Origin of the sequence: Paracoccus niistensis, from assembly GCF_042432925.1 — a bacterium.
In the GTDB taxonomy this organism is placed as follows: domain Bacteria; phylum Pseudomonadota; class Alphaproteobacteria; order Rhodobacterales; family Rhodobacteraceae; genus Paracoccus; species Paracoccus niistensis.
The window spans coordinates 64694-90208 of the sequence record NZ_JBHLWE010000009.1 but is presented as its reverse complement, the minus strand read 5'-3'; the positions used below and the strand labels follow the sequence as shown (position 1 = coordinate 90208).

27 protein-coding genes and 1 pseudogene are annotated in these 25515 nt (G+C 65.8%); 5 read left to right on the top strand and 23 right to left on the bottom strand.

Going from position 1 to position 25515, the window contains the following annotated elements; translation table 11 throughout:
- Window positions 1-26 precede the first annotated feature (26 nt).
- From ACFFII_RS03050 to pedA1, 7 genes are all read right to left on the bottom strand, one after another.
- Window positions 27-785: a hypothetical protein gene (locus ACFFII_RS03050; RefSeq protein WP_377697429.1), complete on the bottom strand. Its 759-nt coding sequence runs from the start codon at window positions 783-785 to the stop codon at window positions 27-29.
- 66 nt (window positions 786-851) lie between these two features.
- Window positions 852-1436 (bottom strand): hypothetical protein, encoded by a 585-nt coding sequence (locus tag ACFFII_RS03045; RefSeq protein WP_377697428.1) that lies wholly within the window; start codon window positions 1434-1436, stop codon window positions 852-854.
- Entirely contained in the window at window positions 1433-2230 is a 798-nt protein-coding gene (gene pedC, locus ACFFII_RS03040) for a lanthanide ABC transporter permease protein PedC (RefSeq protein ID WP_377697427.1), read from the bottom strand. The genes ACFFII_RS03045 and pedC overlap by 4 nt, the downstream gene beginning before the upstream one ends.
- Complete coding sequence (gene pedB / locus ACFFII_RS03035; RefSeq protein WP_377697426.1) at window positions 2227-2958, bottom strand: lanthanide ABC transporter ATP-binding protein PedB/LutE; 732 nt, start codon at window positions 2956-2958, stop codon at window positions 2227-2229. The genes pedC and pedB overlap by 4 nt, the downstream gene beginning before the upstream one ends.
- Before the next feature lie 55 nt (window positions 2959-3013).
- Entirely contained in the window at window positions 3014-3439 is a 426-nt protein-coding gene (locus ACFFII_RS03030) for a cupredoxin domain-containing protein (RefSeq protein ID WP_377697514.1), read from the bottom strand.
- A gap of 198 nt (window positions 3440-3637) precedes the next feature.
- A complete protein-coding gene (locus ACFFII_RS03025) occupies window positions 3638-4600 on the bottom strand; it encodes a YVTN family beta-propeller repeat protein (RefSeq protein WP_377697425.1) in 963 nt (320 codons plus the stop codon).
- A 6-nt stretch (window positions 4601-4606) separates the two neighbouring features.
- Window positions 4607-5809 (bottom strand): lanthanide ABC transporter ABC transporter substrate-binding protein PedA1, encoded by a 1203-nt coding sequence (gene pedA1 / locus ACFFII_RS03020; protein ID WP_377697424.1) that lies wholly within the window; start codon window positions 5807-5809, stop codon window positions 4607-4609.
- Between the two features lie 198 nt (window positions 5810-6007).
- Between pedA1 and ACFFII_RS03015 the strand changes: the two genes are divergently transcribed.
- On the top strand, window positions 6008-6556 hold the full coding sequence (locus tag ACFFII_RS03015) for an SRPBCC family protein (RefSeq protein ID WP_377697422.1): 549 nt from the start codon (window positions 6008-6010) through the stop codon (window positions 6554-6556).
- On the top strand, window positions 6553-7485 hold the full coding sequence (locus ACFFII_RS03010; protein ID WP_377697420.1) for a YncE family protein: 933 nt from the start codon (window positions 6553-6555) through the stop codon (window positions 7483-7485). Before ACFFII_RS03015 ends, ACFFII_RS03010 begins: the two co-directional genes overlap by 4 nt.
- On the opposite strand, the gene ACFFII_RS03005 is transcribed toward ACFFII_RS03010, so the two are convergent.
- From ACFFII_RS03005 to hrcA, 11 genes and pseudogenes are all read right to left on the bottom strand, one after another.
- Entirely contained in the window at window positions 7482-8012 is a 531-nt protein-coding gene (locus ACFFII_RS03005; protein ID WP_377697419.1) for a rhodanese-like domain-containing protein, read from the bottom strand. The genes ACFFII_RS03010 and ACFFII_RS03005 overlap by 4 nt on opposite strands.
- The gene (locus ACFFII_RS03000) at window positions 8009-8827 is read right to left on the bottom strand and encodes a substrate-binding domain-containing protein (RefSeq protein WP_377697418.1); all 819 of its coding nucleotides are present in this window, start codon (window positions 8825-8827) and stop codon (window positions 8009-8011) included. The genes ACFFII_RS03005 and ACFFII_RS03000 overlap by 4 nt, the downstream gene beginning before the upstream one ends.
- A gap of 2 nt (window positions 8828-8829) precedes the next feature.
- Window positions 8830-9528 carry a c-type cytochrome, methanol metabolism-related gene (locus ACFFII_RS02995; RefSeq protein WP_377697417.1) on the bottom strand — a complete coding sequence of 233 codons (699 nt, stop codon included), beginning with the start codon at window positions 9526-9528 and terminating at the stop codon, window positions 8830-8832.
- A gap of 479 nt (window positions 9529-10007) precedes the next feature.
- Window positions 10008-11801: pseudogene (locus tag ACFFII_RS02990) on the bottom strand (methanol/ethanol family PQQ-dependent dehydrogenase); the annotation flags it as partial.
- A 176-nt stretch (window positions 11802-11977) separates the two neighbouring features.
- Window positions 11978-12811: an S-formylglutathione hydrolase gene (gene fghA, locus ACFFII_RS02985; protein ID WP_377697416.1), complete on the bottom strand. Its 834-nt coding sequence runs from the start codon at window positions 12809-12811 to the stop codon at window positions 11978-11980.
- A complete protein-coding gene (locus ACFFII_RS02980) occupies window positions 12808-13329 on the bottom strand; it encodes a GNAT family N-acetyltransferase (RefSeq protein ID WP_377697415.1) in 522 nt (173 codons plus the stop codon). Before ACFFII_RS02980 ends, fghA begins: the two co-directional genes overlap by 4 nt.
- Complete coding sequence (locus ACFFII_RS02975; protein WP_377697414.1) at window positions 13326-13976, bottom strand: ATP-dependent Clp protease proteolytic subunit; 651 nt, start codon at window positions 13974-13976, stop codon at window positions 13326-13328. The genes ACFFII_RS02980 and ACFFII_RS02975 overlap by 4 nt, the downstream gene beginning before the upstream one ends.
- A 76-nt stretch (window positions 13977-14052) precedes the next feature.
- The gene (locus ACFFII_RS02970) at window positions 14053-15180 is read right to left on the bottom strand and encodes an S-(hydroxymethyl)glutathione dehydrogenase/class III alcohol dehydrogenase (RefSeq protein ID WP_377697413.1); all 1128 of its coding nucleotides are present in this window, start codon (window positions 15178-15180) and stop codon (window positions 14053-14055) included.
- Between the two features lie 91 nt (window positions 15181-15271).
- Window positions 15272-15865, bottom strand: coding sequence for an S-(hydroxymethyl)glutathione synthase (gene gfa / locus ACFFII_RS02965; protein ID WP_377697412.1), 594 nt, complete (start codon window positions 15863-15865; stop codon window positions 15272-15274).
- 91 nt (window positions 15866-15956) lie between these two features.
- Window positions 15957-16535, bottom strand: coding sequence for a nucleotide exchange factor GrpE (locus tag ACFFII_RS02960; RefSeq protein ID WP_377697411.1), 579 nt, complete (start codon window positions 16533-16535; stop codon window positions 15957-15959).
- Window positions 16536-16538: 3 nt separating this feature from the next.
- Entirely contained in the window at window positions 16539-17591 is a 1053-nt protein-coding gene (gene hrcA, locus ACFFII_RS02955) for a heat-inducible transcriptional repressor HrcA (RefSeq protein WP_377697410.1), read from the bottom strand.
- An 82-nt stretch (window positions 17592-17673) separates the two neighbouring features.
- Here hrcA and rph point away from each other — a divergent pair, with 82 nt between their 5' ends.
- From rph to hemW, 3 genes are read left to right on the top strand one after another with little or no spacing between them, the layout of a single operon-like run.
- Window positions 17674-18387 carry a ribonuclease PH gene (rph, locus tag ACFFII_RS02950; protein WP_377697409.1) on the top strand — a complete coding sequence of 238 codons (714 nt, stop codon included), beginning with the start codon at window positions 17674-17676 and terminating at the stop codon, window positions 18385-18387.
- The gene (rdgB, locus tag ACFFII_RS02945) at window positions 18384-18989 is read left to right on the top strand and encodes an RdgB/HAM1 family non-canonical purine NTP pyrophosphatase (RefSeq protein WP_377697408.1); all 606 of its coding nucleotides are present in this window, start codon (window positions 18384-18386) and stop codon (window positions 18987-18989) included. Before rph ends, rdgB begins: the two co-directional genes overlap by 4 nt.
- Complete coding sequence (gene hemW / locus ACFFII_RS02940; RefSeq protein ID WP_377697407.1) at window positions 18989-20152, top strand: radical SAM family heme chaperone HemW; 1164 nt, start codon at window positions 18989-18991, stop codon at window positions 20150-20152. Before rdgB ends, hemW begins: the two co-directional genes overlap by 1 nt.
- A 3-nt stretch (window positions 20153-20155) precedes the next feature.
- On the opposite strand, the gene ACFFII_RS02935 is transcribed toward hemW, so the two are convergent.
- From ACFFII_RS02935 to mnmE, 5 genes are read right to left on the bottom strand one after another with little or no spacing between them, the layout of a single operon-like run.
- Complete coding sequence (locus ACFFII_RS02935) at window positions 20156-21043, bottom strand: ParB/RepB/Spo0J family partition protein (RefSeq protein ID WP_377697405.1); 888 nt, start codon at window positions 21041-21043, stop codon at window positions 20156-20158.
- Complete coding sequence (locus ACFFII_RS02930) at window positions 21036-21821, bottom strand: ParA family protein (protein WP_377697513.1); 786 nt, start codon at window positions 21819-21821, stop codon at window positions 21036-21038. Before ACFFII_RS02930 ends, ACFFII_RS02935 begins: the two co-directional genes overlap by 8 nt.
- The gene (rsmG, locus tag ACFFII_RS02925) at window positions 21814-22392 is read right to left on the bottom strand and encodes a 16S rRNA (guanine(527)-N(7))-methyltransferase RsmG (RefSeq protein ID WP_377697404.1); all 579 of its coding nucleotides are present in this window, start codon (window positions 22390-22392) and stop codon (window positions 21814-21816) included. The genes ACFFII_RS02930 and rsmG overlap by 8 nt, the downstream gene beginning before the upstream one ends.
- Window positions 22389-24257: a tRNA uridine-5-carboxymethylaminomethyl(34) synthesis enzyme MnmG gene (gene mnmG, locus ACFFII_RS02920; protein ID WP_377697402.1), complete on the bottom strand. Its 1869-nt coding sequence runs from the start codon at window positions 24255-24257 to the stop codon at window positions 22389-22391. The genes rsmG and mnmG overlap by 4 nt, the downstream gene beginning before the upstream one ends.
- Window positions 24258-25508 carry a tRNA uridine-5-carboxymethylaminomethyl(34) synthesis GTPase MnmE gene (mnmE, locus tag ACFFII_RS02915; protein ID WP_377697401.1) on the bottom strand — a complete coding sequence of 417 codons (1251 nt, stop codon included), beginning with the start codon at window positions 25506-25508 and terminating at the stop codon, window positions 24258-24260. It abuts the gene before it with no gap.
- Window positions 25509-25515 lie beyond the last annotated feature (7 nt).

Below are 25515 nucleotides of genomic sequence, written 5' to 3'. Positions count from 1 at the left end.
TTGGCGGGGCCTTTGTGCATCCGGGATCAGCCCTGCAGGTCGAGCCCGCGCGCCGTCGGCGGCTGCCAGGTCTTGGATTCAGGCAGGGCACCCGCCGTGTTGGTGCCCAGGTGCGAGCCGCCGAGGCCCCCCGTCCAGCCCGAAGTTCCCGAATTGCCGGGCGCGGTGCCGTCGGCGCGGTTGCGCTCGGGCGTCGTGGCAGGGGTCGCGACACCCGCGTCCGCGTCCTGCGAACCAGCGGTGGCCTGGTTCGAGGGGGGCTCGATCGCGGCGGCGGCCTCGGTCCCGGCGGGCACGGGGCCTTGCGCCGTCTCGATGGCCGGCGTGTTGCTGCTGGCAAGAGCCTGGTCCGGGCTCGTGTCCGCCGGGGTCGGCGTGGACAGCGCCTCGGCGGTCGTCCGGGGCATGGCGGTCTGCGCCGGCTCGACCGGGGTGCCGTTCACGGCCGGGGTCGGCTGGGCCGGGGTCGTGGCGGTGTTGGCGGCCTGCGCCTGCGGGGCTTCCGGCGCGGGCGGAGGCGTGTAGTCGGGCGCCACGGCCCGCGCGGCGATGGGCGCGGGAATCTGGGGATCGTTGGTCGGAACGGGGGTGAAGGCAGGTGACTCGGTCGCCGCGCTGGTCGTGCCCGGTGCGGCCGGGGCTTGCGGAACGGGCGTGACCTGTGCGGCGGCAGGGGCAGGCGCGGCGGCGGTCGGGGTTGCCGGCGCGGGCGCCGCAGTCTGGGCCAGCGCAGGGCTGGCCGCCAGCAGGGCAGTGAGCAGAAGGTAAGGAGCGCGCTTGGTCATCGGCTGGGTCTTTCTGGCGGGGGCGCTTGGAAAACCCAGACTAGCACCGGCGGTTCCGCCCGTCACCTATTGCTGCAGATGCGCCGCGACCGCGCGGCCCAGGGCAAACAGCCGCTGTTCCAGGATCACGGGCGTCTCGCAGACATAGGTCAGGCTCTGCTGACGGTCGGAGAAGACTCGCATGTCCCAGTCCAGCGCCTCTTCCTCGGCGTCGATCGCGTCGAAATCGGGGGGATCAGCCGCTTCCAGCTCGGCCATGCGGGCGCGCCGGGCCTCGACCCGCTCGGCCAGCGCCACCTGCCGGTGGCCATAGCGCGAGATGCCGCCGAGGATCGCCGAGCGTTGCGTGTCGATGCGCTGGAAGATCGCCTGCATCAGCGTAGCCAAGGTTTCGGCGTCCTTTCCTTGGGCAAAGGCATCAATGGCGGCGGTGGCCTCCTCGATCGGCAGGCGGCGCTGCGCGACGCGATCGGCCAATGCGGCGATCTCGGGCGTCTCTCGCGCGCTTTCGGGCGGGGGCGGACCGGTCCAGACCTGCCCCAGCGACAGGTGCGGCTGGCGCCCCTGGATGCAGGGCCAGTCGGGCGTGGGCGTGAAGGCGTAGGCCGGCGTGGCTGCCAGCGCCGCCAACAGCATGAGAAAGCGCATCATCCCCCCTTTCGCCGGACGCCGAAACCGCGCGCCGGATCATACATCAGCACCGCGCCGCCGAAGAACAGCGCAAGGCAGCCCCCCACCACTCCAAGGGACAGCCAGTTGACCTGAAGGTAAAGGGCAAAGCGGATCAGCTCGACCGCATGGGTGAAGGGGTTGAGGCGGCAGATGTCGTAAAGCAGGACCGAGGACTCGCGCATCCGCCACAGCGGATAAAGCGCCGAGGAGGCAAAGAACATCGGGAAGATGACGAAGTTCATCACCCCTGCGAAGTTTTCCAGCTGCTTGATCGCCGAGGACAGGAACAGCCCCATAGCCCCCAGCATCAGCCCCGACAGGACCAGCGCGGGCAGCACGGCGACAAGCCCCCAGACCGGTGGGTTGATCCCCCAGAACCAGGCGATCAGCAGGAAGGCATAGACTTGGATGATCGAAACGATCACCCCCGCGACCAGCTTCGATGCCAGCAGGAACCAGCGCGGAAAGGGGCTGACCAGCAGCGTCCGCATCGCCCCGGTTTCCCGGTCATAGACCATCGTCAGCGAGGACTGCATCCCGTTGAACAGCTGGATCATCGCGCAAAGGCCCGGCGTGACATAGACCTCATACAGCACATAGGTCTGGTAGGGCGGCGTGATCGACAGGCCCAGCACCGCCCGGAAGCCCGCCGCGAAGATGAACAGCCAGACGAGCGGACGCACCAGCGCCGCGAGGAAGCGGCCGCGCTGGTTGACGAAGCGCAGCGTCTCGCGCCGGGCGATGCCGCCGAAGGCCGTGGTCCAGCCGCTCATGCCTGCACCCCGGTCAGGCCGAGGAAGGCGCGGGTCAGGTCGCCCCCGGTTGCGGCCGCGGCTTCGCCTGCTGTGCCGGTGAAGAGGACGCGTCCGCGATGCAGGATCACCAGCCCGTCCGAGGGTTCGATCTCGTCGAGGATATGCGTGGCCCAAAGCGCCGAAACCTGCTGCTCGGCAATCAGGCGGCGGGTCAGGGCCAGAACCTCGGCGCGGGATTTCACGTCGAGGCCCACGGTCGGCTCGTCCAGCAGCAGAAGTTCGGGGGCGTGGATCAGGGCGCGGGCGATCTCGGCCCGGCGCACCTGACCGCCGGACAGTGCCGAGACGCGGGCGCCCGCACGGTCGGCCAGATCGACCTGGGCCAGCACCTCGGCCACACGGGGACGCGCCTGAGCGCGGGCAATGCCGTGCAGGGCCGCGTGATACATCAGGTTCTGCTGCACTGTCAGGTCGGCGTCCAGCGCCCGGGACTGGAAGACGACGCCCAGGCGGCGCAACGCCTCGGTCGGCTGGCGGCGCAGGTCGTGGCCCGCGACGGCGATCTCGCCCGAGCGGTTGGCGTAAAGCAGGGTCACGAGGTTGAACAGCGTGGACTTGCCCGCCCCGTTGACGCCCAACAGCGCGGTGAAGCCCCCGCGCGGCACCGATAGCGACACATCCTCCAGCGCCCGGACGGTGCCGAAGCTGTGGCTGACGTTCTGGACGAGAAGTGCGGGCGTGGTCATGGCGCGGCAAGAGAACGGGCGGCCATCGTGACGACGGCCGCCCCTGCGTCAAGCCTCAGCGGATGTTGAACACCGCCTGCTGGCTTTCGCCCGACGAGCCCGGCACCGACAGCGTGTAGCGGCCGGGCGTGATGGCGATGAAGCTGATCAGCGCCTCGCCGGCGGCGTCGAACTCGATCGAGTGGACGCCCATGGGGCGGATCTCGATGTCGTTGATGACGATCTCGTTGATCCAGATCGAGCGGAAGAAGTCGCCGCCCGACAGCGCCAGTTCCGCGCTGCCGTCGGCCACAATGCGCAGGCGGTAATAGCCGCCCGACTGCAGCGCATATTCCTCACCCGCGACCGGCTGGCCCGAGGCGAGCGTCAAGGGCGCAAGGTCGGCGCGGTTCGAACGCGTCATGATCCCCGAGGGGCCGTAATCGTGATGCTGCACCTCGGTCGCGGCCGGCGCCGGTGCTCCGGTGCCCTCGCCGTCCATGTCGCCGTCGGCTTCCTCGTTCTCCTCCTCCTCGCCTTCCTCGGCCGCGGCTTCGGCCGAAGGCGCGGCGCCGGCCGCCGCCTCGGGCGAGGCGGCAGGTTCCGCCGGGGTGGTCTGGCTCAGCGCGGGCGTGCCCAGCAGGGCCGCCAGCATGGCGACGGTCAGCAGTCTTGTCATGTCTCTCTCCCCTGGTGTTGATCAGTTCGGTGCGACCACGACGCCCCAGGGCTGCTGGCCCACGGGGATCGACTTGACCGCAGTATTCGTCGCCACGTCGATCACCGTGACGTCGTTGGAATTGCCGTTGGTGGTGTAGAGATGCTTCTGGTCCGGCGTGAAGCCGAGCTGCCAGACGCGCTGGCCGACCAGGATGTAGTCCGTCACCTCGAGTCTGTCTCCATCCACCACCGCGACCCGGTTCGCGGGCCCCAGCGCCACGAAGATCTTCTTGCCGTCCGCCGTCACGCGCACGCCGACGGGCTGGATCGCCTCGGGCAACACGCCGGGGATCTCGAAGGTGATCTTTTTCGTGATCTCCTGCGTGGCCGGGTCGATCACGCTGACGGTGCCGCCGATTTCCGAGCTGACGAACAGGCGCGAGCCGTCATCCGAGAACTGGGCAAAGCGCGGGCGGCTGTCCACCAGCACGTTGGCCGTGATCTCGAAACTGTCCGTGTCGATGAAATGGGCCATGTTCGTCGTTTCCGACGTGTTGATGACCACCTTTCCGTCGGGCGAGACGCCCATGCCCTCGGGCTCGACCCCGACGGGGATCTCGGCCAGCACCTTGTGGGTCTTGGTATCGACAACGGTCACGAGGTTGTCGTCCTCGTTGGCGATGTAAAGCGGGTTGCCCGAGGGATGCAGGACGAACAGCTCGGGGTCGGGGCCCGAGGGCAGGGTGTGCAGTTCCTGCATCGTCTCGGGGTCGAAGACGCGCACGAGGTTGTCGTCCGAGGCGCAGACGTAAAGCTCGGTTCCATCGGGGCTGATGGTGATGCCGCGCGGGCGGTTGCCGACCGGATAGGAGCCCAGCACCTCGAGCGTGTCGCCGTCGATGACGGTCACGTCGTTGCCCTTTTCGTTCGAGACATAGACCTTGTTGGCCAGCGCAGGCGTGGCAATCGTCGTCAGCAGCAGGATGGCGAATGCGTGTCTCATGTTTCCTCAGAAGGTGCAGGCGGTTTCGGGGCGGTCGATGCCGAGCGTATCAAGCGGGCTGGTCTGGTGCAGATATTCGTCCTGCGGGCTGACGCTGGTCGTCAGCAGCCCGGTGGTCAGCAGGATCGGCTGGCGCAGTTGGTGGTCCCAGTCGCGCAGGGTCAGCTTCTGCCCCTTGAAGCCCGCGACTTGGAAATCGGGCGACAGCATGAAGTCGCGCAACTGGGCGGGGTCGGCGGACTTCGTCTGCGTCGCGGCCTCGCCCACCATGCGCAGGGCAAGCCAGCTCTGGTAATCCTCCTCGCGCATGGGACGGTTCGCCAGCCGCTCGAAGCGGTTCTGGAACTGGGTCGCGCCCCAGGCCTCCAGCGCGGGGTGCCAGCTGCGGGGGACAAGGCCCGCCGAGCCCGCCACTAGTCGCGCGTCCCAGGTGTGATAGGGCATGTAGCCCGCGAAGACGCCGTTCTCGTCGGCGGTGATCATGATGTCGTAGTCGGGAGCGCGCTGGGTGAAAACCGGAAGCTGCGCCTGCACCTGCACATGGCCCGAATCGGTGGAACGCGCGCCGCCGGTGTCGGTGAACTCACGCTCCTCGACGATCTGGGCGCCGAACTTGGTGGCGGCGCGCCGGTAAGCCTCGGCGAGCGCCAGATCCTCGGGGTGGCTGCCGTGGACCAGCAGCCAGCGCGGCCAGCGCTTCCACATCAGGAACTGCGCGAGGCCATCGGCCAGCATCGCGTGGCTGGGCGCGGTGTGGATGACATTGGCGCGGCAGTCCGCGCCGCGCAGCGCATCGCCCCGCGCGGCGGCGTTGAAGACCAGCGCCCGGTCGCCCGCTTGGTCGGCCAGCGCCACGGTCGTCGCGTCGTCGGCCAGCAGCACGACGAACCGGATGCCCTCGCCTAGCAGCCGGTCGAGTTCCGCCCCCGCGGTCTCGGGCGTGGCTGCGACCTCGACGGCCTCGAAGTCCTGGCCCATGAAGCGGCCGGTGGTGTCATTGTCGTCGATGGCCAGCCGGGCGCCCGCGAAACCGATGTCCTCGGGCGGCAGTTCCAGCCGCGAGATCGGCGGCAGCTCGGGCGTATCGACCCGCAGCACGGCCGCGCGGATAAGCTCCGGCGCGGCTTGCGGCGCGGGTGCCTGGGCAAGCGCAGACATGGGAACCACCGCCAGCAAAGCCAGCGCCGTCAGGCAGTTGGGTAAATGCATGGGCCTCTCCTCCACCCGGAAGTCTTGAGGACCAAGCGTCTCAATTCAACCCGCAAGGTCGTGATTTCTTTCCGAAGCGCCTAAGACGTTCGGCTGATGGACGCGCTCTCGACTGTGGGTAAGCTGGCGCCGCAGGCCAGCGGGCGGGGCGGAATGTCGAGAGGCCGCTGGCAATTCACGACATCGGGAGACCATTTCATGAAATCCGTTCTGGCGCTGATGGCCGCCGCGGCGATCCTGACCTGTGGCACGGCACAGGCGCATGGGCCCGTGCGGCTCAAGCTCGAATTGTCCGAAACGCTGAATGCCACGCCCGACGAGGTCTGGGCCACGGTGGGACGATTCGACGACATGAGCTGGCACCCGGCCGTGGCGAGGACCGAACTGACCTCGGCCGACGCGACCACGCCCGACGGCTCGACCCGCGTGCTGCACCTGAAGGCCGACAGCGGCGATCCCACGATCAGCGAGCAGCTGACCAAGTGGCAGCCGGAAAAGCGCTGCTACGGCTACATGATCACGCAGGTGGACGTGGCGGTGCTGCCGGTCACGAACTATGCCGCGACGCTGTGCGTCAACGACGAGGGCGGCAAGGCCAAGGTCGTGTGGAAGGGAGGCTTCTATCGCGGCTACCCCAACAACGATCCCCCGGCCGAGCTGAACGATGAGGCCGCGACCGCCGCCGTTACCGGCATCTACCAGGGAGGCCTGGACGCGCTGGCCGAGAAGTTCGGACGGGCCGAGTGATCCGCGCCACCGCGGCGGGGCTGCTGGCCCTGGCCGCGGGCATGGTGGACGCGGGCGACATCGCCTTTGTCACCGCGCAGAACGCGGGCGCGGTGGCGATCGTTGAACTGGAGACGGGCAAGATCCGCGCCACGGTCCCGGTCGAGGGCGCCCCCGCGCCGGTCGCCTATGACCCGGCCTCGGGCCGCGCCGCCGTGATCGCGGCGGACAGCGGCGAGATGACGCTGCTGGACAGCCAGGGCGCCGTGCTGGACCGGGTGCCCTTGGGTGAGGGCAGCTTCGGCATCGCCATCGCGCCGGGCGGGGACCTGCTGGTGGCGGACTGGTATGGGGCCCGGCTGCGGCGGCTCGACCCCTCGGGGCGGCACGAGCGGTGGTCGGCCCCGACTGGCCGGGCCCCCGCGGGCCTGGCGCTGTCGGGCGACGGGCGGATCGTCGCCCTGGCGGAACGGGATGATGATCGCGTGTCGGCCTTCGACGCGGAAAGCGGCCGGCCCTTGTGGACAAGCCCGACCGGCAGCCATCCTTATGCGGTCGCCTTCCACGATGGCCGCTTCTGGACGACCGACGTCCAATCCCGCAGCGTCACCGTGCTGGAGGCCGCCAGCGGCGCGCATCTCGGCTCGGTGGAAACGGGCGACCATCCCTATGGCGTGGCGTTCGCGGCCGGAAAAGGTTTCGTTACCGACCAGTATGCGGCGACGGTGACGGTCTTCGACCCGCAATCGCTGGAAACCCTGGGCAGCATCGAGATCGGGGACTACCCCGAGGGGATCGCGGCCCTGTCGGACGGCCGCCGCCTTGCCGTCGCAAGCTGGGACAGCAACGAGTTGTCGGTCATCGATGGCGGGACATTGAAGGTCGAGCAGGTGATCGAGGTGCCCGATGGTCCTCGATCCTTCGGGTTGTTCGTGGGGCCCGATCCTTAAGGCGGCGTTGCGGGGACCAGATCCCCGCCTTCCGCCAACCAGGCATCCGTGCCCTCGGGGAACCAGCCCACGCGCGAATAGCCGCCGAGAACGGCCCGCCTGGCAGCGTTCCAGCTCATCCAGCAGTCAGCCTTGCAGAAGAAGACCAAGGGCGCGGCCTTGTCGCCCCCGGCCAGCCGGTCCAGCGCGGCGAAGAACGCGGCCTCGTCTTGGGGTGCGAGACGATCATAGCCGGTATCGGGCAGCCAGACCGCACCGGGAATCGTGTAATGCGAGGGTTGCCGCCACAGGGTGCCCTCGGGCAGGTTCTCGGGCTTGCGGACCTGCGGCATCACGTCGATCAGTACGGCACCACGGGCGCGCCATTCCTCCAGCCCGGCCAAGTCCAGCACCGTGGCCCCGGTCAGCGTGGCGGGGACCGGCGCGCGATAAGGCTCGCCCCGGTAGCCCTGCGGCTCGGGCGGCGGGGCGGCGGCGGCCGTGGTGCCTGCCATCAGCAGGACCACCAGGGCCGCCAACCTCTTCACGGGAGGATTTCCTGCCCGTAGTCATCCACCAGCGGCACGCCGGCCTCGTGCAGGAGGGCGTTGATGTCGTCCTGGTTGCGGCGGATGAGGCTATTGAGTTCCCGCTTCCATTCCTGGTCGCTGGGACGGACGCCCATGGTGATCCGATAGAAGAGCTTGGGTCCGCCCTCTTCCTTCAGAAGCGGCGTGAACTGCAGTTCGGGATCGGCCTTGACCAGGGGACCGGCCAGCGGTCCCCACAGCACGGCGGCGTCCAGCGTGCCCTCGCGCACGCCCTTCAGCATGTCGCCGACCGGATTTTCCACCCGGCGGTCCACAAAGAGGTCCCAGCCCCGCATGTCCTTGGCAAGACCCGCACGAGCCATGTGCGAGGCCGGGGGCGTGCCCGCAACGACGCCGATGTCATGATCCTTCAGCGCCGGGTCGGTCAGGCGATCCACGCCCGCCAGTTCGCCATCCTTGCGCGTCACGATGCCATAGACCGAGGTGTAGTAATGGTTGGTGTTCTGCACCAGCTCGTCGCCCTGGGCATAGCCGATGACAACGTCGCAATTACCGTCCAGCAGCGTCTTCCGGGTGAAGCCCATCCCCTGGGGAAACCAGAAATATTCCAGCGGCAGCCCGAGCCGGTCGGCCAGCAGCTCGGCGATGCGGTTTTCGAAGCCGGTGCCGTTCTTCGAGGACATCGGCTCGGCCGCCGGGTCGGCGCAGACCCGCAGCGCGGTGGTCGAGCGCAGGTCCGCGACCTGCGCCCCGGCCGCGCCGGCGCCAAGCGCCAGCGCCGCGCAGATCCAGGCCGCGCGAAGGCCCCGCATGATCAGCCCTCCATGCAGGAGGCTTCCTGCGCCGCGAACTCCTCGGACTTGTCGGCCTTGTCGGCGGGACGGCCGCGCGGGATCGCCTCGGTGCCGCGGGCCAGCAGATAGACATAGATGTCGTCCACATAGCACCAGACGTTCCGGTTGGTCCCGAATGCCGGCATCACCTGGTTGGCGGCGTTGTTCACGTTCTGGATGCCCGAGGCCACGGCTTCCTGATACTGATAATAATCGATCCGGTGAGTGACGGAATCCTTCAGTGCCGGGGCATAGGTCGAGCCCTCGCCATCCGGGCCGTGGCAGACATGGCATTCGGCGTGATAGCGGCGATAGCCGGAAAAGGTCGCGTAATCGACGACGCCATCCTGGATGTTGGGGACCGGGATGCCGTCGGCATTGTACCAGCGGCCGTTTTCCATGCGGTCGGGCGTCAGGTCCAGGCCGGGCACGGTCGGCTTGATCACGTCGATGGTTTGGCCGGCCGTTACCGCGCCTGCACCGGTTGCAACGGCGGAGCCTGCGGCGTTCGCCTTCATCTCGACCGAGGTCGCGCCCTCCGGGATGGGTGTGGACGAGCCGCGATTTGGCTCGGCAGCGGCGGCAGGCGCGGTGGATGGTGCGTCGGCGGGTTGCGCGAAGGCGGCACCCGCGAACGCAAGGCTCAGCGCCAGGGCGCGTACGGTCGTCGTTGCGATCATTATGTTCTCTCTCCCCTGATTGCCCCATCCGCGAAGATGGGACCGCCCCGAGGTTAAACTCGGGGCGGCATTCGCATAGTCACACTTTCGTATCGGCTGGCGACCCGTCAGTTCGCCTGCGCGGGTGCCGCCCCGTCAGCGGCGGGCTCCATCGGGACGCCCCCCGTGGCCGTGGACTTGCCGGCGCCCTGGCCTTCCGCCGGAGCGGACGGATCGGTTGGCGCAGAGCCGGCGGCTGCATCCGCTGCCGGCTCCATCGGAACGCCGCCGGTCGCGGTGGACTTGCCGGCGCCCGACCCTTCGGCCGGGGCCGAGGGATCGGCAGGCGCTGCAGCATCTACGGGAGGCCGCGTCGTCGCGGCATCCGCCGCGACGGCTGCAGCGGCACCCGCCTCCTGTGCCGAGGCAGCCCTGGCGATATCGGAGACGGAGGCAGGATCGGTTGCAGTCTCGGCCTGCGCCGTCTGCATCTCGCCGGCCAGTTCGAACACCGTCAGCTGGCCGCCAAGCTCGGTGAAGTCCGACAGCGCCGCATAGCCGCCGACCGCACCCAGGCCCTCGTTCGGGTTGGTCAGGCCCGCCGCCAGGCCGATGCCGGCCCAGCCGCCCACGCCGGACAGCACGCCGATGTACTGCTTGTCGTCGTGGGTGTAGGTCATCACGTTGCCGATGATTCCCGAGGGGGTCTTGAAGCGGTAAAGCTCGTCGCCCGACTCGGCGTCCACCGCCTTCAGATAGCCCTCAAGCGTGCCATAGAAGACCACGTCGCCCCCAGTCGCCAGCGCGCCCGACCAGACCGAGAAGCGTTCGGGCAGCGACCACTTGATCTCGCCCTTGACGTTGTCCCAGGCGATGAAGTTGCCCATGCCGCCATGGCTGTTCGGGGCGGGATACATCGACAGGGTGGCCCCGACATAGGGCTGGCCGGCGGTATAGGCCACGCGGAAGGGTTCATAGTCCATGCAGACGTGGTTCGTCGGCACGTAGAACAGGTTGGTCTTGGGCGAGAACGCTGCGGGCTGCTGGTCCTTGGTGCCGAGTGCCGCGGGGCAGACACCGGTGGTGTTCTCGTCCTCGCCGTTCTGGGCGGTCGAATATTCGGCCACGACCTGCGGGCGGCCATACTGGTCGCTGTTGGGGTCCATGTTGACCTCGGTCGCCCAGTTGACGACCGGGTCGAACTTCTCGGCCACCAGAAGCTCGCCCGTGCCGCGGTCCAGCGTATAGGCGAAGCCGTTGCGGTCGAAGTGGGTCAGCAGCTTGCGCTGGGTGCCGTTGAAGTCCTGGTCGGTCAGGATCATCTCGTTGACGCCGTCGAAGTCCCATTCGTCATGGGGCGTCATCTGGTAGAACCACTTGGCCATCCCGTCGTCGGGATCGCGGGCCATGATCGTCATGGACCAGCGGTTGTCACCCGGACGCTGCGACGGGTTCCAGGTCGAGGGGTTGCCGGTGCCGTAATAGATCAGGTCCAGTTCCGGATCATACGAGAACCAGCCCCAGATGGTGCCGCCGCCGATCTTCCACTGGTCGCCCTCCCAGCTGTTGAGCGAGCTGTTCTCGCCGATGGGCTTGCCGAGGTGGGTGGTGTTCTGCGGATCGACCAGCATCTCCTCGTCCGGGCCGGTCGAATAGGCCTTCCAGGCCTCGGTGCCGTCGGCGAGGTTCAATGCGGTCATCCGCCCGCGGACGCCGTATTCGCCGCCCGAGATGCCGACCATGACCTTGTCCTTGACCGGCATGACGGTTGCGGTCAACGTCTCGCCGATGGCGGGATCGCCCACCTTGGTCGCCCATTTCTGTTCGCCCGTCTTGGCGTCCAGCGCGACAACGGTGGTGTCGGCCTGCGACAGCAGGATCATGCCGTCGGCATAGGCTAAGCCACGGTTCACCGTGTCGCAGCACATGACCGCGATGACTTCCGGGTCCTGCTGCGGCTCGTAGCGCCAGATGATCTGGCCGTCGTTGGCAAGATCCAGCGCGAAGACATTGTTCGGGAAGGGCGTGTGGACATACATGATGTCCCCGATCACCAGCGGCGCACCCTCGTGCCCGCGCAGGACGCCCGTCGAGAAGGTCCAGGCGACGCGAAGGTTGCCGACATTGTCCCGGTTGATCTGGTCAAGCGGAGAATAGCGCGTGTTGGCGTAGTCGAGAGTCTGGATAGCGTATTGGCCCGGGTCGCCAATCGCCTGCATAACGCTGTCATTGGCCCAGATGGCCGAACTCGACAGCAGAAGCGCCACCCCGGCGCCGGTCAGCGTGAGTTTCATCGTCTCCCTCCCCTTTTTTCGCCCAAGGGGCCGCAGGACGGCAGCCTGAGCTTGTGAGAGAGTTCTCCGTGAATTTCCTTCCGTCAACGACCTATGCCAAGGCTAGGCGAAAAGTCTTAGTCGGGCATCCACGAGGCCGGGCCGGCGGGTATGACAGCCCCGCCGGCCCGGATCATTCAGGCCAGCCGCTCGGCGTGCCACAGCACATGGTCGGCCATGAAGGTCTGGACGAACCAGTAGCTGTGGTCATAGCCCGGCTGCATTCGAAGCCAGCCGGGCTGCCGGCGCGCAGCCATCGCCTGGGCCAGCGATTCGGGCTTGAGCAGGTCGAGGAACTGGTCGTTGGCCCCCTGGTCGATCAGGATCTCGCCGGGGTAGCCCCTTTCCACCATCAGCAGGGTCGCGTCATGGGAGCGCCAGGCCGCGCGGTCCTCGCCCAGATAGGCCGAGAACTGCTTGCGGCCCCAGTCCGACTCGGTGGGGTTGGCGATGGGGGAAAAGGCCGAAACGCTGCGGTAACGGTCGGGATGGGTCATCGCGATGGTCAGCGCGCCGTGGCCGCCCATCGAATGGCCGGTGATCCCCTGCGCCTCGCGGTCGAGCGGGAAGTTGTCGAAGACGACGCCGGGCAGTTCCTCGACGACATAGTCCCACATGCGGAAGTGCGATTTCCACGGGTCCTGCGTAGCGTTGACGTAGAAGCCCGCACCTTGGCCGAGGTCATAGGCCTCGTCATTGGCCACGCCTTCGCCGCGCGGCGAGGTGTCGGGGAAGATGAGCGCGATCCCCGCCTCGGCCGCGAGTTGCTGCGCGCCCGCCTTGGTCATGGCGTTCTCATGCGTGCAGGTCAGGCCGGAGAGATACCACAGGACCGGAACCGGGCCGCGCTCGGCATCGGGCGGCAGGTAGACGGCGAAGGTCATGTCGGTGCCGGTCGCCTGCGACTTGTGGCGATAAACGCCCTGGGTGCCGCCGAAGCTGCGGTTCTCGGACAGGGTTTCAAGGGTCACGTTTCGGCTCCTCCGGTCAGGTCGTGGTACATCACGAGGGCATCGACATAGCCCTGCGCGGGGTGAAGAAACGCACCGGGCAGGCGGCCGACAATGGCGAAGCCCGCCTTCTGCCACGAATGGACGGCATCGGCGTTGGTGGCGATGACGAAGTTGAACTGCATCGCGCGGAACCCCTGCGCCCGCGCCCAGTCCTTGGCATGGGCAACCAGAGCCGCCGCAACCCCGCGTCCACGGGCGGCGGGCGCCGTGGCAAAGCTGGCGTTGGCGACGTGCGAAGCGCCTCCGGGACGGTTGCGGCCGACATGGCTGGTGCCCAAGACCCGGCCTCTGTCTTCCGCCACGAAGGCGGTGAAGGGGGCGGCGAACCAGTCGGCCAGGGCGTCGTCGCGCGAGATGTCCCGCGGGATGCAGTAGGTCTCGCCCGCGCGATAGACGGGTTCGAGAATGGCCCAGATCGCGTCATGGTCGGCAGGCGTGGCGGGGCGGATCCGCAGATCCGCCCTGTCCGTGCTCATTTCAGGTCGTCCACGCTGCGGATCACGCTGCCCAGAAGGCCATAGTCCAGCGCTTCCTGCGTGTTCAGCCAGAAGTCGCGCTGTGTGTCCTTCTCGATGCGTTCGACCGGCTGGCCGGTCGCCTCGGAGAAGATCTGGTTCAGTCGGTCGCGCATCAGGCGCACCTGCTCGGCCTGGATCATCATGTCCGACGAGGTGCCGCCGATCCCGCCCGAGGGCTGGTGGATCAGGAAGCGCGTGTTGGGCAGGCAGAAGCGGTTTTCCTTTTTCGCCGCGACAAAGATCAGCGCGCCCGCCGATGCCACCCAGCCCGAGCCGATGGTGCGCACGGTGGGGCGGATGAATTTGATCACGTCATGGATCATGTCGCCCGACTCGACATGGCCACCCGGCGAGGAGATCAGCATGTTGATCGGCTTGTCGCTGTCCTCGGCCAAGGCCAGCAGGTGCGAGACGGTGCGCTGCGCGAGCTTGTCGTTGATCGTGCCCGCGACGATCACCGTGCGGGACTGGAAGTAGAGCTTGTCGATCGAGGGGCTTTGCGGAAGGCCCAGGTCCTCGCCCTTCTGGCGATCCTCGCGCGGCTCGTCCTCTTCCTCATCGTCGTCGTCATCGTCCATGCGGTGGGGCGGAAACGGGCGCAGCATGAGTCATCCTTTCAGCATTGCGGCGGGACGCCCGGCTCGGGCCCCGCCGCAGTCTTACCTAAGCATCCCTGAAGGATCAGTAAATGACGACCGACCGGATGGATTCACCGGCATGCATCAGGTCGAAGCCCTTGTTGATGTCCTCGAGCCTGAGCGTGTGGGTGATCATGGGGTCGATCTCGATCTTGCCGTCCATGTACCAGTCCACGATCTTCGGCACATCCGTGCGCCCGCGCGCGCCGCCGAAGGCCGAGCCCTTCCAGACGCGGCCGGTGACCAGCTGGAACGGCCGGGTGCTGATCTCGGCCCCCGCCGGCGCCACGCCGATGACGATCGACTGGCCCCAGCCGCGGTGTGCCGACTCCAGCGCCTGCCGCATCACGGTAACGTTGCCGGTGCAATCGAAGGTGTAGTCCGCGCCGCCGATCTGGTCGAAGGGCGTCTTCGTCATGTTGACGATTTCCTGGACGACGTTCTCGACCTCTTTCGGGTTGATGAAATGCGTCATGCCGAAACGCTCGGCCATGGGCTTCTTGTCGGGGTTCAGGTCCACGCCGATGATCATGTCGGCACCCGCAAGCCGCAGGCCCTGGATCACGTTGAGCCCGATGCCGCCCAGACCGAAGACCACTGCCTTGGCGCCGATCTCGACCTTGGCGGTGTTGATGACCGCGCCGATACCGGTGGTCACGCCGCAGCCGATGTAGCAGATCTTGTCGAAGGGGGCGTCCTCGCGGACCTTGGCCACCGCGATTTCCGGCAGGACGGTGTAATTCGAGAAGGTCGAGCAGCCCATGTAATGCATGATGGGCGTGCCATCGAGCATCGAGAAGCGCGAGGTGCCGTCCGGCATCAGGCCCTGGCCCTGGGTTGCCCGGATTGCCGTGCACAGGTTCGTCTTGCCCGACAGGCAGGAGGCGCACTGGCGGCATTCGGGAGTATAGAGCGGGATGACATGGTCGCCCGGCTTGACCGAGGTGACGCCCGGGCCGACCTCGACCACCACGCCCGCGCCCTCATGGCCCAGGATCGAGGGGAAGATACCTTCCGGATCGGCACCCGACAGGGTGAACTCGTCTGTATGGCAGATGCCGGTGGCCTTGATCTCGACCATGACTTCGCCGGCCTTGGGGCCTTCGAGGTTCACGTCCATTATTTCCAGCGGTTTGCCGGCTTCCAGCGCGACGGCGGCACGAGTTCTCATTCTGTTCTCCTTAAGATAGGGCTGTCCGGCCGGGTGTCACGCCGAAAGGGCTGGCATGGCCAGCCCCTGAATCGGCGATCCTGGGCAGGTGTCACACGTTCAGCGTGTTGAACTTGCCGGTCTTCTTGGCAACATGGGTTGCGATCGCATCCATCAGCGGCGGCGACAGGGCATCATAGGGTTCCAGACCCAGTTCCCTGAGCCGCGCACGGATGGCGGGCATACGGTCGGGGTTGACGCCGGATTCGATCACCGAGGACACGAAGGCCGCGAATTCGGGCGCTGCCCAGCCTTCCTGGTTCGACAGCTCGGTGTGGACAAAGTCGAGGCCGTAGAACGGATGCTCGGTGTTCTCGATCCGGCCGTACATGTGGGTGCCGCAGGCGGTGCAGGCATAGCGCTGGATCGGGGCGTCCTTGTTGACGACCTGCAGCTTGTCGCCGTTCTCCACGACCTCGACGGCATCGCGGCTGACCACGGCGACCTGGCTGAAGATCGCCCCTTCGGGCTTCCAGCACTTGGTGCAGCCGCAGACATGGTTGTGGGCCGTCTGCGCGTTGACCCGGACCCTCACAGGGTTCGAACTGCAACGGCAGGTGAGTTCACCGCCCGAAAAGCCTTGCGTTGCGGATCTGACGCCCCCGTCCACCGAAGGGTGGATCCTGATTCCCGCGCTGTCTGCCATGACCGGCCCTCCCTAGACCTGCCGGAAGGTTAGGGCCGATCATCGCAGGATCAAGTCCGATGAAGGTTGTATTCCCGCAGAGTAGCGGAAATCAGTTGCCGGCGGGCAGCGACGAGACACCGACCTGGGCCGCGCGCAGCAGCCGGTCATGCAGCATGAAGCCGTTGGCCATGACCTGGATGATGTCGCCCGCGCGGGTGCCGGGCACCGGGGCCTCGAACATCGCCTCGTGCTGCAGGGGATCGAAGCGGTCGCCGACGGCCGGCGCGATGACCTTGATGCCATGGCGGCCAAAGACGTTCTGCAGCTCGCGCAGGGTCAGTTCGACCCCTTCCACCAGTTCGGGCGCAACCGATCGGTCAGCAGCCTCGATGGCGCGGGTCAGCGCGTCGTAGACGGGCAGCAGGTCGCGGGCGAGTTTCGAACCGCCGTAGTTCTCGGCCTCACGGCGGTCCTTTTCGGCGCGCTTGCGGGAGTTTTCAGCATCGGCCAGCGCGCGCATGAATCGGTCGCGGTACTCGTCGCGCTCGGCCGTCAGCACCGCGACGCGGGGATCCTCGTCACTGCCGTCGAGGGAATCGACAGCCAGCGGATCAGCGGCAAGAGCGTCACCGGAAACTTCTTCCAGCGGCAGATCGGACAGATCATGAGGCGTCAGCGTGTCGTTCATCTTTCATCCTTTGCGGTCGGACAAGGCCTTGCCGACCAGCTGAGCAGTGTAATCCACGATCGGGACGATACGGCCGTAATTCAGGCGGGTCGGCCCGATCACCCCAACCGCGCCCACGATCCGGCGATCAGCGTTCATATAGGGTGAAACCACCAGAGAGGAACCCGAAAGTGAGAAAAGCTCGTTTTCCGAGCCGATGAAGATCCGCACGCCTTGCGCCTCTTCGGCCAGTTCCAGAAAGCGGGCGATGTCGCGCTTGCGTTCCAGATCGTCGAACAGGCTGCGGATGCGGTCGAGATCAGCGGCTTCATTCTCGAGCAGGTTCGCACGGCCCCGCACGATCAGCCTGGGGTCCGAGGCATCGGCATCCCAAGAGGCAAGACCGGTTTCCACAAGCTGGGCCGCAAGCGTGTCGAGATCCTGCCGCGCGCGGGTAAGATGGTCGGCGATGTCGCGACGCAATTCGTGCAGCGTGTGCCCCTCGCCGCGGGCCGACAGGAAATTGCCTGCTTCGCGCAGCGAACTGGGGGTCTGGCCCGGCGGCGGGGTGAACAGGCGGTTCTCGACCCGGCCATCGGCGAAGACCAGGATCACCAGCGCACGATCGGGGGCAAGGCTGACGAACTCGATATGCTTGAGCGGCGCCTCTTCCTGGCGGGGCATCAGAACGACCGAGGCGCCGCGGGTCAGGGTGGAAAGCGCCGTGGACACACGGTCGAGCATCGCGGCGGTGTCGGCGGGCACGTTGCCCATGATCTCGGCGATACGCGCGCGGTCCTCGGGGCCGATAGGGCCGACCTCCATCAGCCCATCCACGAAAAGCCGCAGGCCGAGCTGGGTCGGGAAGCGGCCGGCAGAGACATGGGGGCTTTCCAGCAGGCCCATGTGTTCGAGGTCCTGCATGACGTTGCGGATGGTGGCGGCGGACACCGGCATGCTGCGTGTCAGCGTGCGCGAGCCCACCGGCTCTCCGGTATCCAGGTAAGCCTCGACAACGCGGCGGAAAACCTCGCGCGAGCGGTCGTTCAGGTCGGCGAACAGATCGGGCTGGGGCATTCGGGTTGCGGTGATCCGGACGGGGCCTGTAATTTGCGACGATCAAGGCGAAGGCCCATATCGGGCCGAGAAAGGACCACATATGCGACCCTCTGGCCGAAAGTTAGTCGAATTGCGCCCGATTTCAATTGAAACGGGGATCATGGCGCACGCCGAAGGATCGTGCCTGATCCGGATGGGGAACACGCATGTGCTGTGTTCGGCCTCGATCGAGGAAAAACCGCCGGCCTTCCTGCGCGGAACAGGCCAGGGGTGGGTCACCGCGGAATACGGGATGCTGCCCCGCGCGACCCACAGCCGTAACCGGCGCGAGGCGGCAGCGGGCAAGCAGTCGGGCCGCACGCAGGAGATCCAGCGCCTGATCGGGCGGTCGTTGCGCGCGGGCGTGGATCGGCTGGCCTTGGGCGAGCGGCAGATCGTGATCGACTGCGACGTCATCCAGGCCGACGGGGGCACGCGCTGTGCCGCCATTACGGGCGGCTGGGTGGCGCTGCGGCTGGCGGTGAACAAGCTGCTGGCTGCACGGCTGGTCACAAGCGACCCGATCCTGGACCATGTGGCTGCGGTCAGCTGCGGCATCTATGCGGGGCAGCCGGTGCTGGACTTGGATTATGCCGAGGACAGCGAGGCGGGGACGGACGGCAACTTCGTCATGACCGGCGCAGGCCGCCTGGTCGAGGTGCAGATGTCGGCGGAAGGATCGGCCTTTTCGCGGGCCGAGATGGTGGCCCTGCTGGACCTGGCCGAGGCGGGTGTCGCCCAACTGGTCGAAGCGCAGAAGGCGGCGGTGTCGTGAGGCGGTTCACCGAGGGAAAGCTGCTGGTTGCGACCCATAATGCCGGCAAGCTGGAGGAGATGCGGGCGCTGTTTTCCCCCCATGGCGTCGAAGTCGTGGGTGCGGCCGAGATGGGCCTGGATGAGCCGGTCGAGACCGAGTCGAGCTTTCTCGGCAATGCGCGTATCAAGGCACGGGCTGCCATGAAGGCGACCGGGCTGCCGGTGCTGGCGGATGACAGCGGGATCACCGTTGATGGCCTGGACGGCGCTCCGGGCGTCTACACCGCAGACTGGGCCGAAACCGAAAACGGCCGCGACTTCATGCAGGCCATGACGCGGACATGGGCCGAACTGGACACGCGCGGCGTGCCCGAGCCCCGGACGGCGCAGTTCCGGGCCACGCTGCTGATGCTGTGGCCGGATGGGCATGAGGAAATCTTCGAGGGCGTGGCTCCCGGACGGCTGGTCTGGCCGCCGCGGGGACAACTGGGGCATGGCTATGACCCGATGTTCGTGCCCGAGGGCGGCGACCGCACCTATGCGGAACTGAGCGCTGAGGAAAAGAACGCGATCAGCCATCGGGCACAGGCCTTTGGCAAGCTGAAGGCGATCCTGGGCTAGTGTCGGAGAGCGATCATCAGGACTGGCAAGACGGCGGTTTCGGGCTTTATGTCCATTGGCCGTTTTGCGCCTCGAAATGCCCTTATTGCGATTTCAACAGCCATGTCGTGGCCTCGATCGACCAGCGTGCCTGGCTGGAGGCATACCGGCTGGAGATCGCGCGGCTCGCGGCCGAGACAGGGCCCCGGGTGCTGCGCAGCATCTTCTTCGGTGGGGGAACGCCCTCGCTGATGGACCCCGAGGTTGTCGCCGGCGTGATCGAGGCTGCGCGCGCGGGATGGAGCTTTTCCAACGATCTGGAGATCACGCTGGAAGCCAATCCAGGCAGCGTCGAACGCGGCCGCTTCTCGGGCTATGCGGAGGCAGGTGTCAACCGGCTGTCCATGGGTGTGCAGGCGCTGAACGACGACGATTTGCGGCGTCTTGGACGGCTGCACAGTGTGGCCGAGGCGCGGGCGGCCTTCGACGTGGCCCGCGGCTGCTTCGGCCGCGTGAGCTTTGATCTGATCTATGCACGTCAAGGGCAGACGCGGGAAGGCTGGAAGGCGGAGCTGCGCGCGGCCTTGGGAATGGCTGTGGACCACCTGTCGCTTTACCAGCTGACCATTGAGGACGGCACGGCCTTTGGCGCACGCGCGGCCGCGGGCAGGTTGAAGGGCCTTCCCGACGATGATCTTGCGGCTGACATGTACCTGGATACGCAGGACCTGTGTTCCGCCCATGGCTTTCCTGCCTATGAGGTTTCGAACCACGCGCGGCCCGGTGCCGAAAGCCGGCACAATCTCGTCTATTGGCGGCAGGGCGACTGGGTCGGCATCGGGCCGGGCGCCCACGGGCGGCTGACGCTTGAGGGACGCCGGTGGGCGACCGAGGCGCCCCGCGCACCGGGAGCCTGGCTGGAGGCGGTGCGACGTGGGTCTGGTGAGCTGACGCGTGTCGCTGTTCCCGTGGAGGAACAGGCAACGGAATATCTGCTGATGTCGATGCGGCTGGCGGAAGGGATGGACATCGCACGCCACGAGCGGCTTTCAGGCGCACCCTTGCCTCAGGAAGCCGTGGCGGATCTGATCGCACTCGGCTTGGTCGATCTGAGCCAGGGACGGCTGCGTGCGACCGATGCAGGCCGGCCCGTGCTGAACGCGATCCTACGGACCTTGGCCTGAACCTTAAAGACCGGCGCCGAGAAGCTGGCAGAGGCGGTCCAGCTGGTCGAGATCACGGTATGTAACCGTCAAGCGCCCGCCGTCCTGACCCGCATGTTCGATCCTGACGCGCATCTTGAGATGAGCCGAAAGATCCGATTCGAGCGCGCGGGTGTCAGCATCCTTTTCAGCACGGACACGGGCAACCGGTTCAGGCCGCTCGGTCTGTTGACGCGCCAGCGCCTCTGTTTCACGGACGGAAAGATTGCGGTCGATGACCTTGCGGGCCATGGCAACAGGGTCGGGCGCGGTGATCAGCGCCCGTGCATGGCCCGCGCTGATCTTGCCTTCACGTACGAAGCCTTGGACCTGATCAGGCAGGTTCAGGAGGCGCAGCGAGTTGGAGATGTGGCTGCGGCTCTTGTCGAGGGCTTCGGCCAGCTTTTCCTGCGTGTGACCGAAACGGTCCATCAGTTGCCGGAAGGATGCGGCTTCCTCGATCGGATTGAGGTTGGCACGCTGGATATTCTCGATCAGCGCGACCTCTAGCACCTCGCTATCACTGAGTTCGCGCACAAGGACGGGAAGTTCGTGCAACTGGGCGATCTGCGAGGCCCGCCAGCGGCGCTCTCCGGCGACGATCTGGTAAAGATCGGGCTCGGTCGGGTGGGGACGCACAATCAAGGGCTGCAAGACGCCCCGGTTGCGGATGGAGGCCGCAAGCTCGGCCAACGCCTCGGGCTCGAACTGGCGCCGGGGCTGATCTGGGTTGGGAATGAGCTGCTCGACAGGAACCACAAGCGGAGCCCGGCCGGAACTGGGCGCCGCTGCGCTGGGGGCGAGTTCCACGTCTGCCATGAGAGCCGAAAGACCGCGGCCCAGACCGCCCTTGCGGGGTTTCAGATCAGCCATTTGCGGCCTTTCTCCTGTCGATGCCCTTTGCAAGAAGTTCCTGCGCCAGCGCCCGGTAGGCGGCGCTGCCCTTGGAGGCGGGATCGTAATGGATCACCGGAAGGGCATAGGAGGGGGACTCGGACACGCGGACATTGCGCGGCACCACGGTCCTGAATACCAGCGGACCCAGCGTCTTGCGCGCATCCGCCTCGACTTGCTGCGAAAGGTTGTTGCGGGAGTCTGCCATGGTCAGCAGGACACCTTCAATCCGCAACTGGGGATTGGCCGAGGCCCGGACCTCTCGAATGGTCAGCATGAGCTGGGACAAGCCCTCGAGCGCATAGAATTCCGCCTGAAGCGGGACGATCACCCCATCTGCCGCCACCATCGCGTTCAGGGTCAGGAGACCAAGGGCAGGCGGACAATCAATCAGCACCACACCCTCTGCCGAGCCGAGTGCATCGGCAAGTAACTGAGTGCGGCGCGGGCGAGAGGCAATGTCGAGCTCTGCCGAAGCCAGATCGGCTGTTGCAGGGATGACCGCCAGATTTGGCAGAGCAGTTTGCCGCCGCGCCGCATCCCAATCGCATTCGCCGATCAGGAAATCGTAGCTTGTCATCTCCCGCTTCTCGGCATCGATGCCGAGACCAGTCGAGGCGTTACCCTGCGGGTCAAGGTCAATGATGGTGACCGACAGCCCCTGTTCGGCCAAGGCCGCACCCAGATTGATGGCCGTGGTAGTCTTTCCAACGCCACCCTTCTGGTTAGCAACTGCAATAATCAGGCGTTCAACCATGGTGGACATCGCGGATGGCAAGGATCGCCGAGGCTGGGTCAGTCGCGCTGGGATGCACGACAACATCAAACCTCCAGGTCTCGCGGGCAGTTTCAAGTTCTGCCTGCCAGTTGCGTCCTTTCATGAGCCAAGCCGTCCCGTTCTGTGCAAGATGCCGGGCGAGATATGGCATGAGGCGCACCAAGGGAGCAAGTGCACGGGCGCTCAGGTTGTCAGCTGAGGCGGGGGGAAGATCCTCGATACGTGATGCAACGGCAGTGCACTTTTCTAGGGCAAGTTCGCGAATGGCAGCCTGCAGGAAGGCGACCTTCCGGCGGTCAGAGTCGATCAGCCTGATCTCGCAATCGCGACGGCAGATGGCGAGGACAAGCCCTGGCAACCCTCCTCCACTTCCAATGTCCAGCCAGAGACCAGAGGGTCTGTCTGCGAGATTGGCCAGTTGAAGACTGTCGCGGATATGCCGCTCTTCCAGATCGCTCAGGGTAGATGGAGCAACAAGATTGACGGCAGGATTCCATTTGCGGATCAGCGCGGCAAGTTTCGCGAGATCTGCTTCACGTGAAGCACTCACGCCACGGCATCCTGTGCGTTGCGCAAGGTCGCGATCAACAAAGTCAGAGCTGCAGGTGTCATGCCTTCCATTGCAGCAGCCTGGGCGAGATTCGCAGGGCGAAGAGCAGAAAGCTTGTTCTGAAGTTCCCGGGATAGGCCTTTCACGTCGGAGTAGTCGATCTCGTCCGGAATGGACCAGTGCTCATGGCGACGAAGGTCGGCCGCATCACGCTGCTGCCGATCCGTGAACTGCGCGTACAAAGCATCATTTCGAACCAGGCTCAGCATAGCACGGTCGTCCGTCAACTCGGTAGGGAGGAAAGAAGAAACCTTCTCCATCTCCAGATCAGCCTGACCCAGAAGGTCGAATGCCGAACGCCGCCGTCCATCTTGCCTGACCGCGATGCCATCTGTCTCGAGCTGCCTTGGGGTAAAAACCGTCTCTTCGGCTTTCTTCTTCAGCGATGTGAATCGCTGCAGCTTGTCACTGAACCGGTGCGCTCGGTCTGCCCCCACGAGGCCTATCTCGACTCCCCACGGGGTAAGACGCCGGTCGGCATTGTCGATCCTCAGCGACAACCGGAACTCGGCACGTGAGGTGAACATGCGGTATGGCTCGGTGACCCCGCGGGTAATCAGGTCATCGATCATGACGCCAATATAGCTTTCTGTCCGGCTGAAGATCGCAGGAGGGCGACCTTGGGACGCAAGAGCTGCGTTGAGGCCTGCCACCAAGCCTTGTGCAGCCGCTTCCTCATAACCCGTGGTTCCGTTGATCTGGCCTGCAAGATAGAGGCCCTTTACGTTCCTGGTCTCCAGAGTAGGGCGGAGTGCTTGGGGGTCGATATAGTCATATTCGACGGCATAACCCGGTTGGACGATCTCCGCCTCCTCCAACCCGCGGATGGAGCGGACATAGTCGTGCTGCACATCCAGCGGCATCGAGGTCGAGATCCCGTTAGGGTAGACAAGATCGCTGTCGATCCCCTCGGGTTCAAGAAAGATCTGGTGGGAGTCCTTATCTGAGAAACGCACCACCTTGTCCTCGATGGACGGACAATAGCGTGGCCCGACTCCGCTGATATGGCCTCCATACATTGCAGAACGATCAAGATTACTACGGATGATCTCGTGCGTTTTGGTGTTGGTCTGTGTGATCGCACAAGAGACTTGGGGAGCGATCAGCTCTTCGCTCATGAAGGACAGGAAGGTTGGTTCCTCATCGCCTGGCTGCTGAGGAAGGCTGTCCCAATCGATCGAGTTTCGCGCCAGCCGAGGAGGTGTTCCTGTCTTCAACCGCCCAAGAGGAAGGCCCAAGGCTAGCAAGCTCACCGAAAGATTGGCTGCCTGATCATTTCCCCACCGCCCGGCAGGGCGCACGCTGTCTCCAACATGGATCAATCCGTTCAGAAACGTCCCCGCCGCGATAACTGCTGAGTTGCAGGCCACCTGCGAACCATCTGCAAGAACAACTCCTCGGATCTGCTGATCCTCGATCACGAGAGAACAAACCTCTCCCAGCAGGATCTCAATTCCGTCGAACTGTGAGAGACATGCTGCAGCAGCAGCACGATACAGGCTCCGGTCAGCTTGCATGCGCGGGCCCTGGACTGCCGGTCCCTTGCGCCGGTTGAGCAGTCGGAACTGAATGCCCGCCGCATCTGCAAGCCGACCCATTACGCCATCAAGTGCATCAACTTCGCGGACAAGGTGGCCTTTTCCCAAGCCTCCAATGGCCGGATTGCAGGACATCGTTCCCGCATCGTCCAACCGCATGGTGATAAGTGCAACACTGACTCCTATCCGCGCGGCAGCCGCCGCAGCTTCCAGACCAGCGTGACCTGCACCTACGACCAGTACATCATAATGTTTCACGTGAAGCACCTACTTGCCGATGCAGAATCTGGAGAAGATCTCGTCAAGGTAATCATCGGGTGCGATGCGTCCAACCACCTCGCCCACCCGATAGGATGCTGACCGGACTGCCTCAGCTAGCAGTTCTGCAGGCTGATCCGGGCTAACGTCCAGAATAGCCGCAGCATCCGCAAGAGCATGAGCCTGTCGCTGGCGGGTCACCAAGCCCGCCCCGGCAACTTGTCCCGCCAAATGGATCCTGATCTCATCCAACATTTCCCGGACGCCGGCGCCAGTCGCTGCGGAAATCCCTGCGCCGCCCAAGTCAGCCTTGGTCTGCAGGACAAGGTCCCCGTCCCGATACAGATCAGACACAGGTTTTCCATCTTCAGAAAGATGAATCCTCATATCAGCCGCAGTTGCCCGCGCCAGTGCGCGCTCCACACCCATGCCTTCAACCATGTCCGAGGTTTCGCGCAAGCCCGCCGTATCCAGGAAGGTAACGGCCAGCCCTCCAAGTTCCGTGTGGAGTTCGATCACGTCCCGCGTAGTTCCGGCGACCTCGCTCACCAAGGCCAACTCACGCTGCGCGATACGGTTCAGCAGCGAGGACTTGCCCGCATTCGGCGGTCCGACAATCGCCACCTCGAAACCCGCGCGCAGCCGCTCGGCAGCAGGATAGCCGGCGATTGCAACCTTGATGTCCCGCCGCACTTGGGCGAGCAGTTCGAACACCTCCGCAGGCACCTCTTCAGGAACCTCCTCGTCGGCAAAGTCCAGCGAAGCTTCGATCAGCGCACCTGCCCGGATCAAGCGGTCCCGCAGCATCCCCGTCCAGCGTGTCAGTTCGCCAGAAACGATCTTCATCGCCTGCTGCCGCTGAGCCTCGCTCTCGGCAGACAACAGATCGGACAGCGCTTCGACCTCGCTGAGCGCCAGACTGCCATTCAGCAATGCGCGCCGCGTGAACTCGCCTGCCTCGGCAAGGCGGGCTCCTCGATTTCGCAAAGCTGCCTCAAGCCGCCGAACGATGACAGGAGCACCGTGAAGGTGAAATTCGACCACCGGCTCCCGGGTGAAACTGGCACCTTCATCGAAGCGGATCACCAGTCCACGGTCGATCAACTCGCTGTCCTTCAGCAAGCGCAACTCGGCCCTACGTGCCTCTGGCAGAGGCCCGGCAATCGCCTCGCCGATGACACGCGCCTCCGGCCCGCTCAGGCGGACAACAGAGACCCCGCCTCGCCCAGGAGGCGTCGCTTCGGCATAGATCGTGTCCATCCCATGC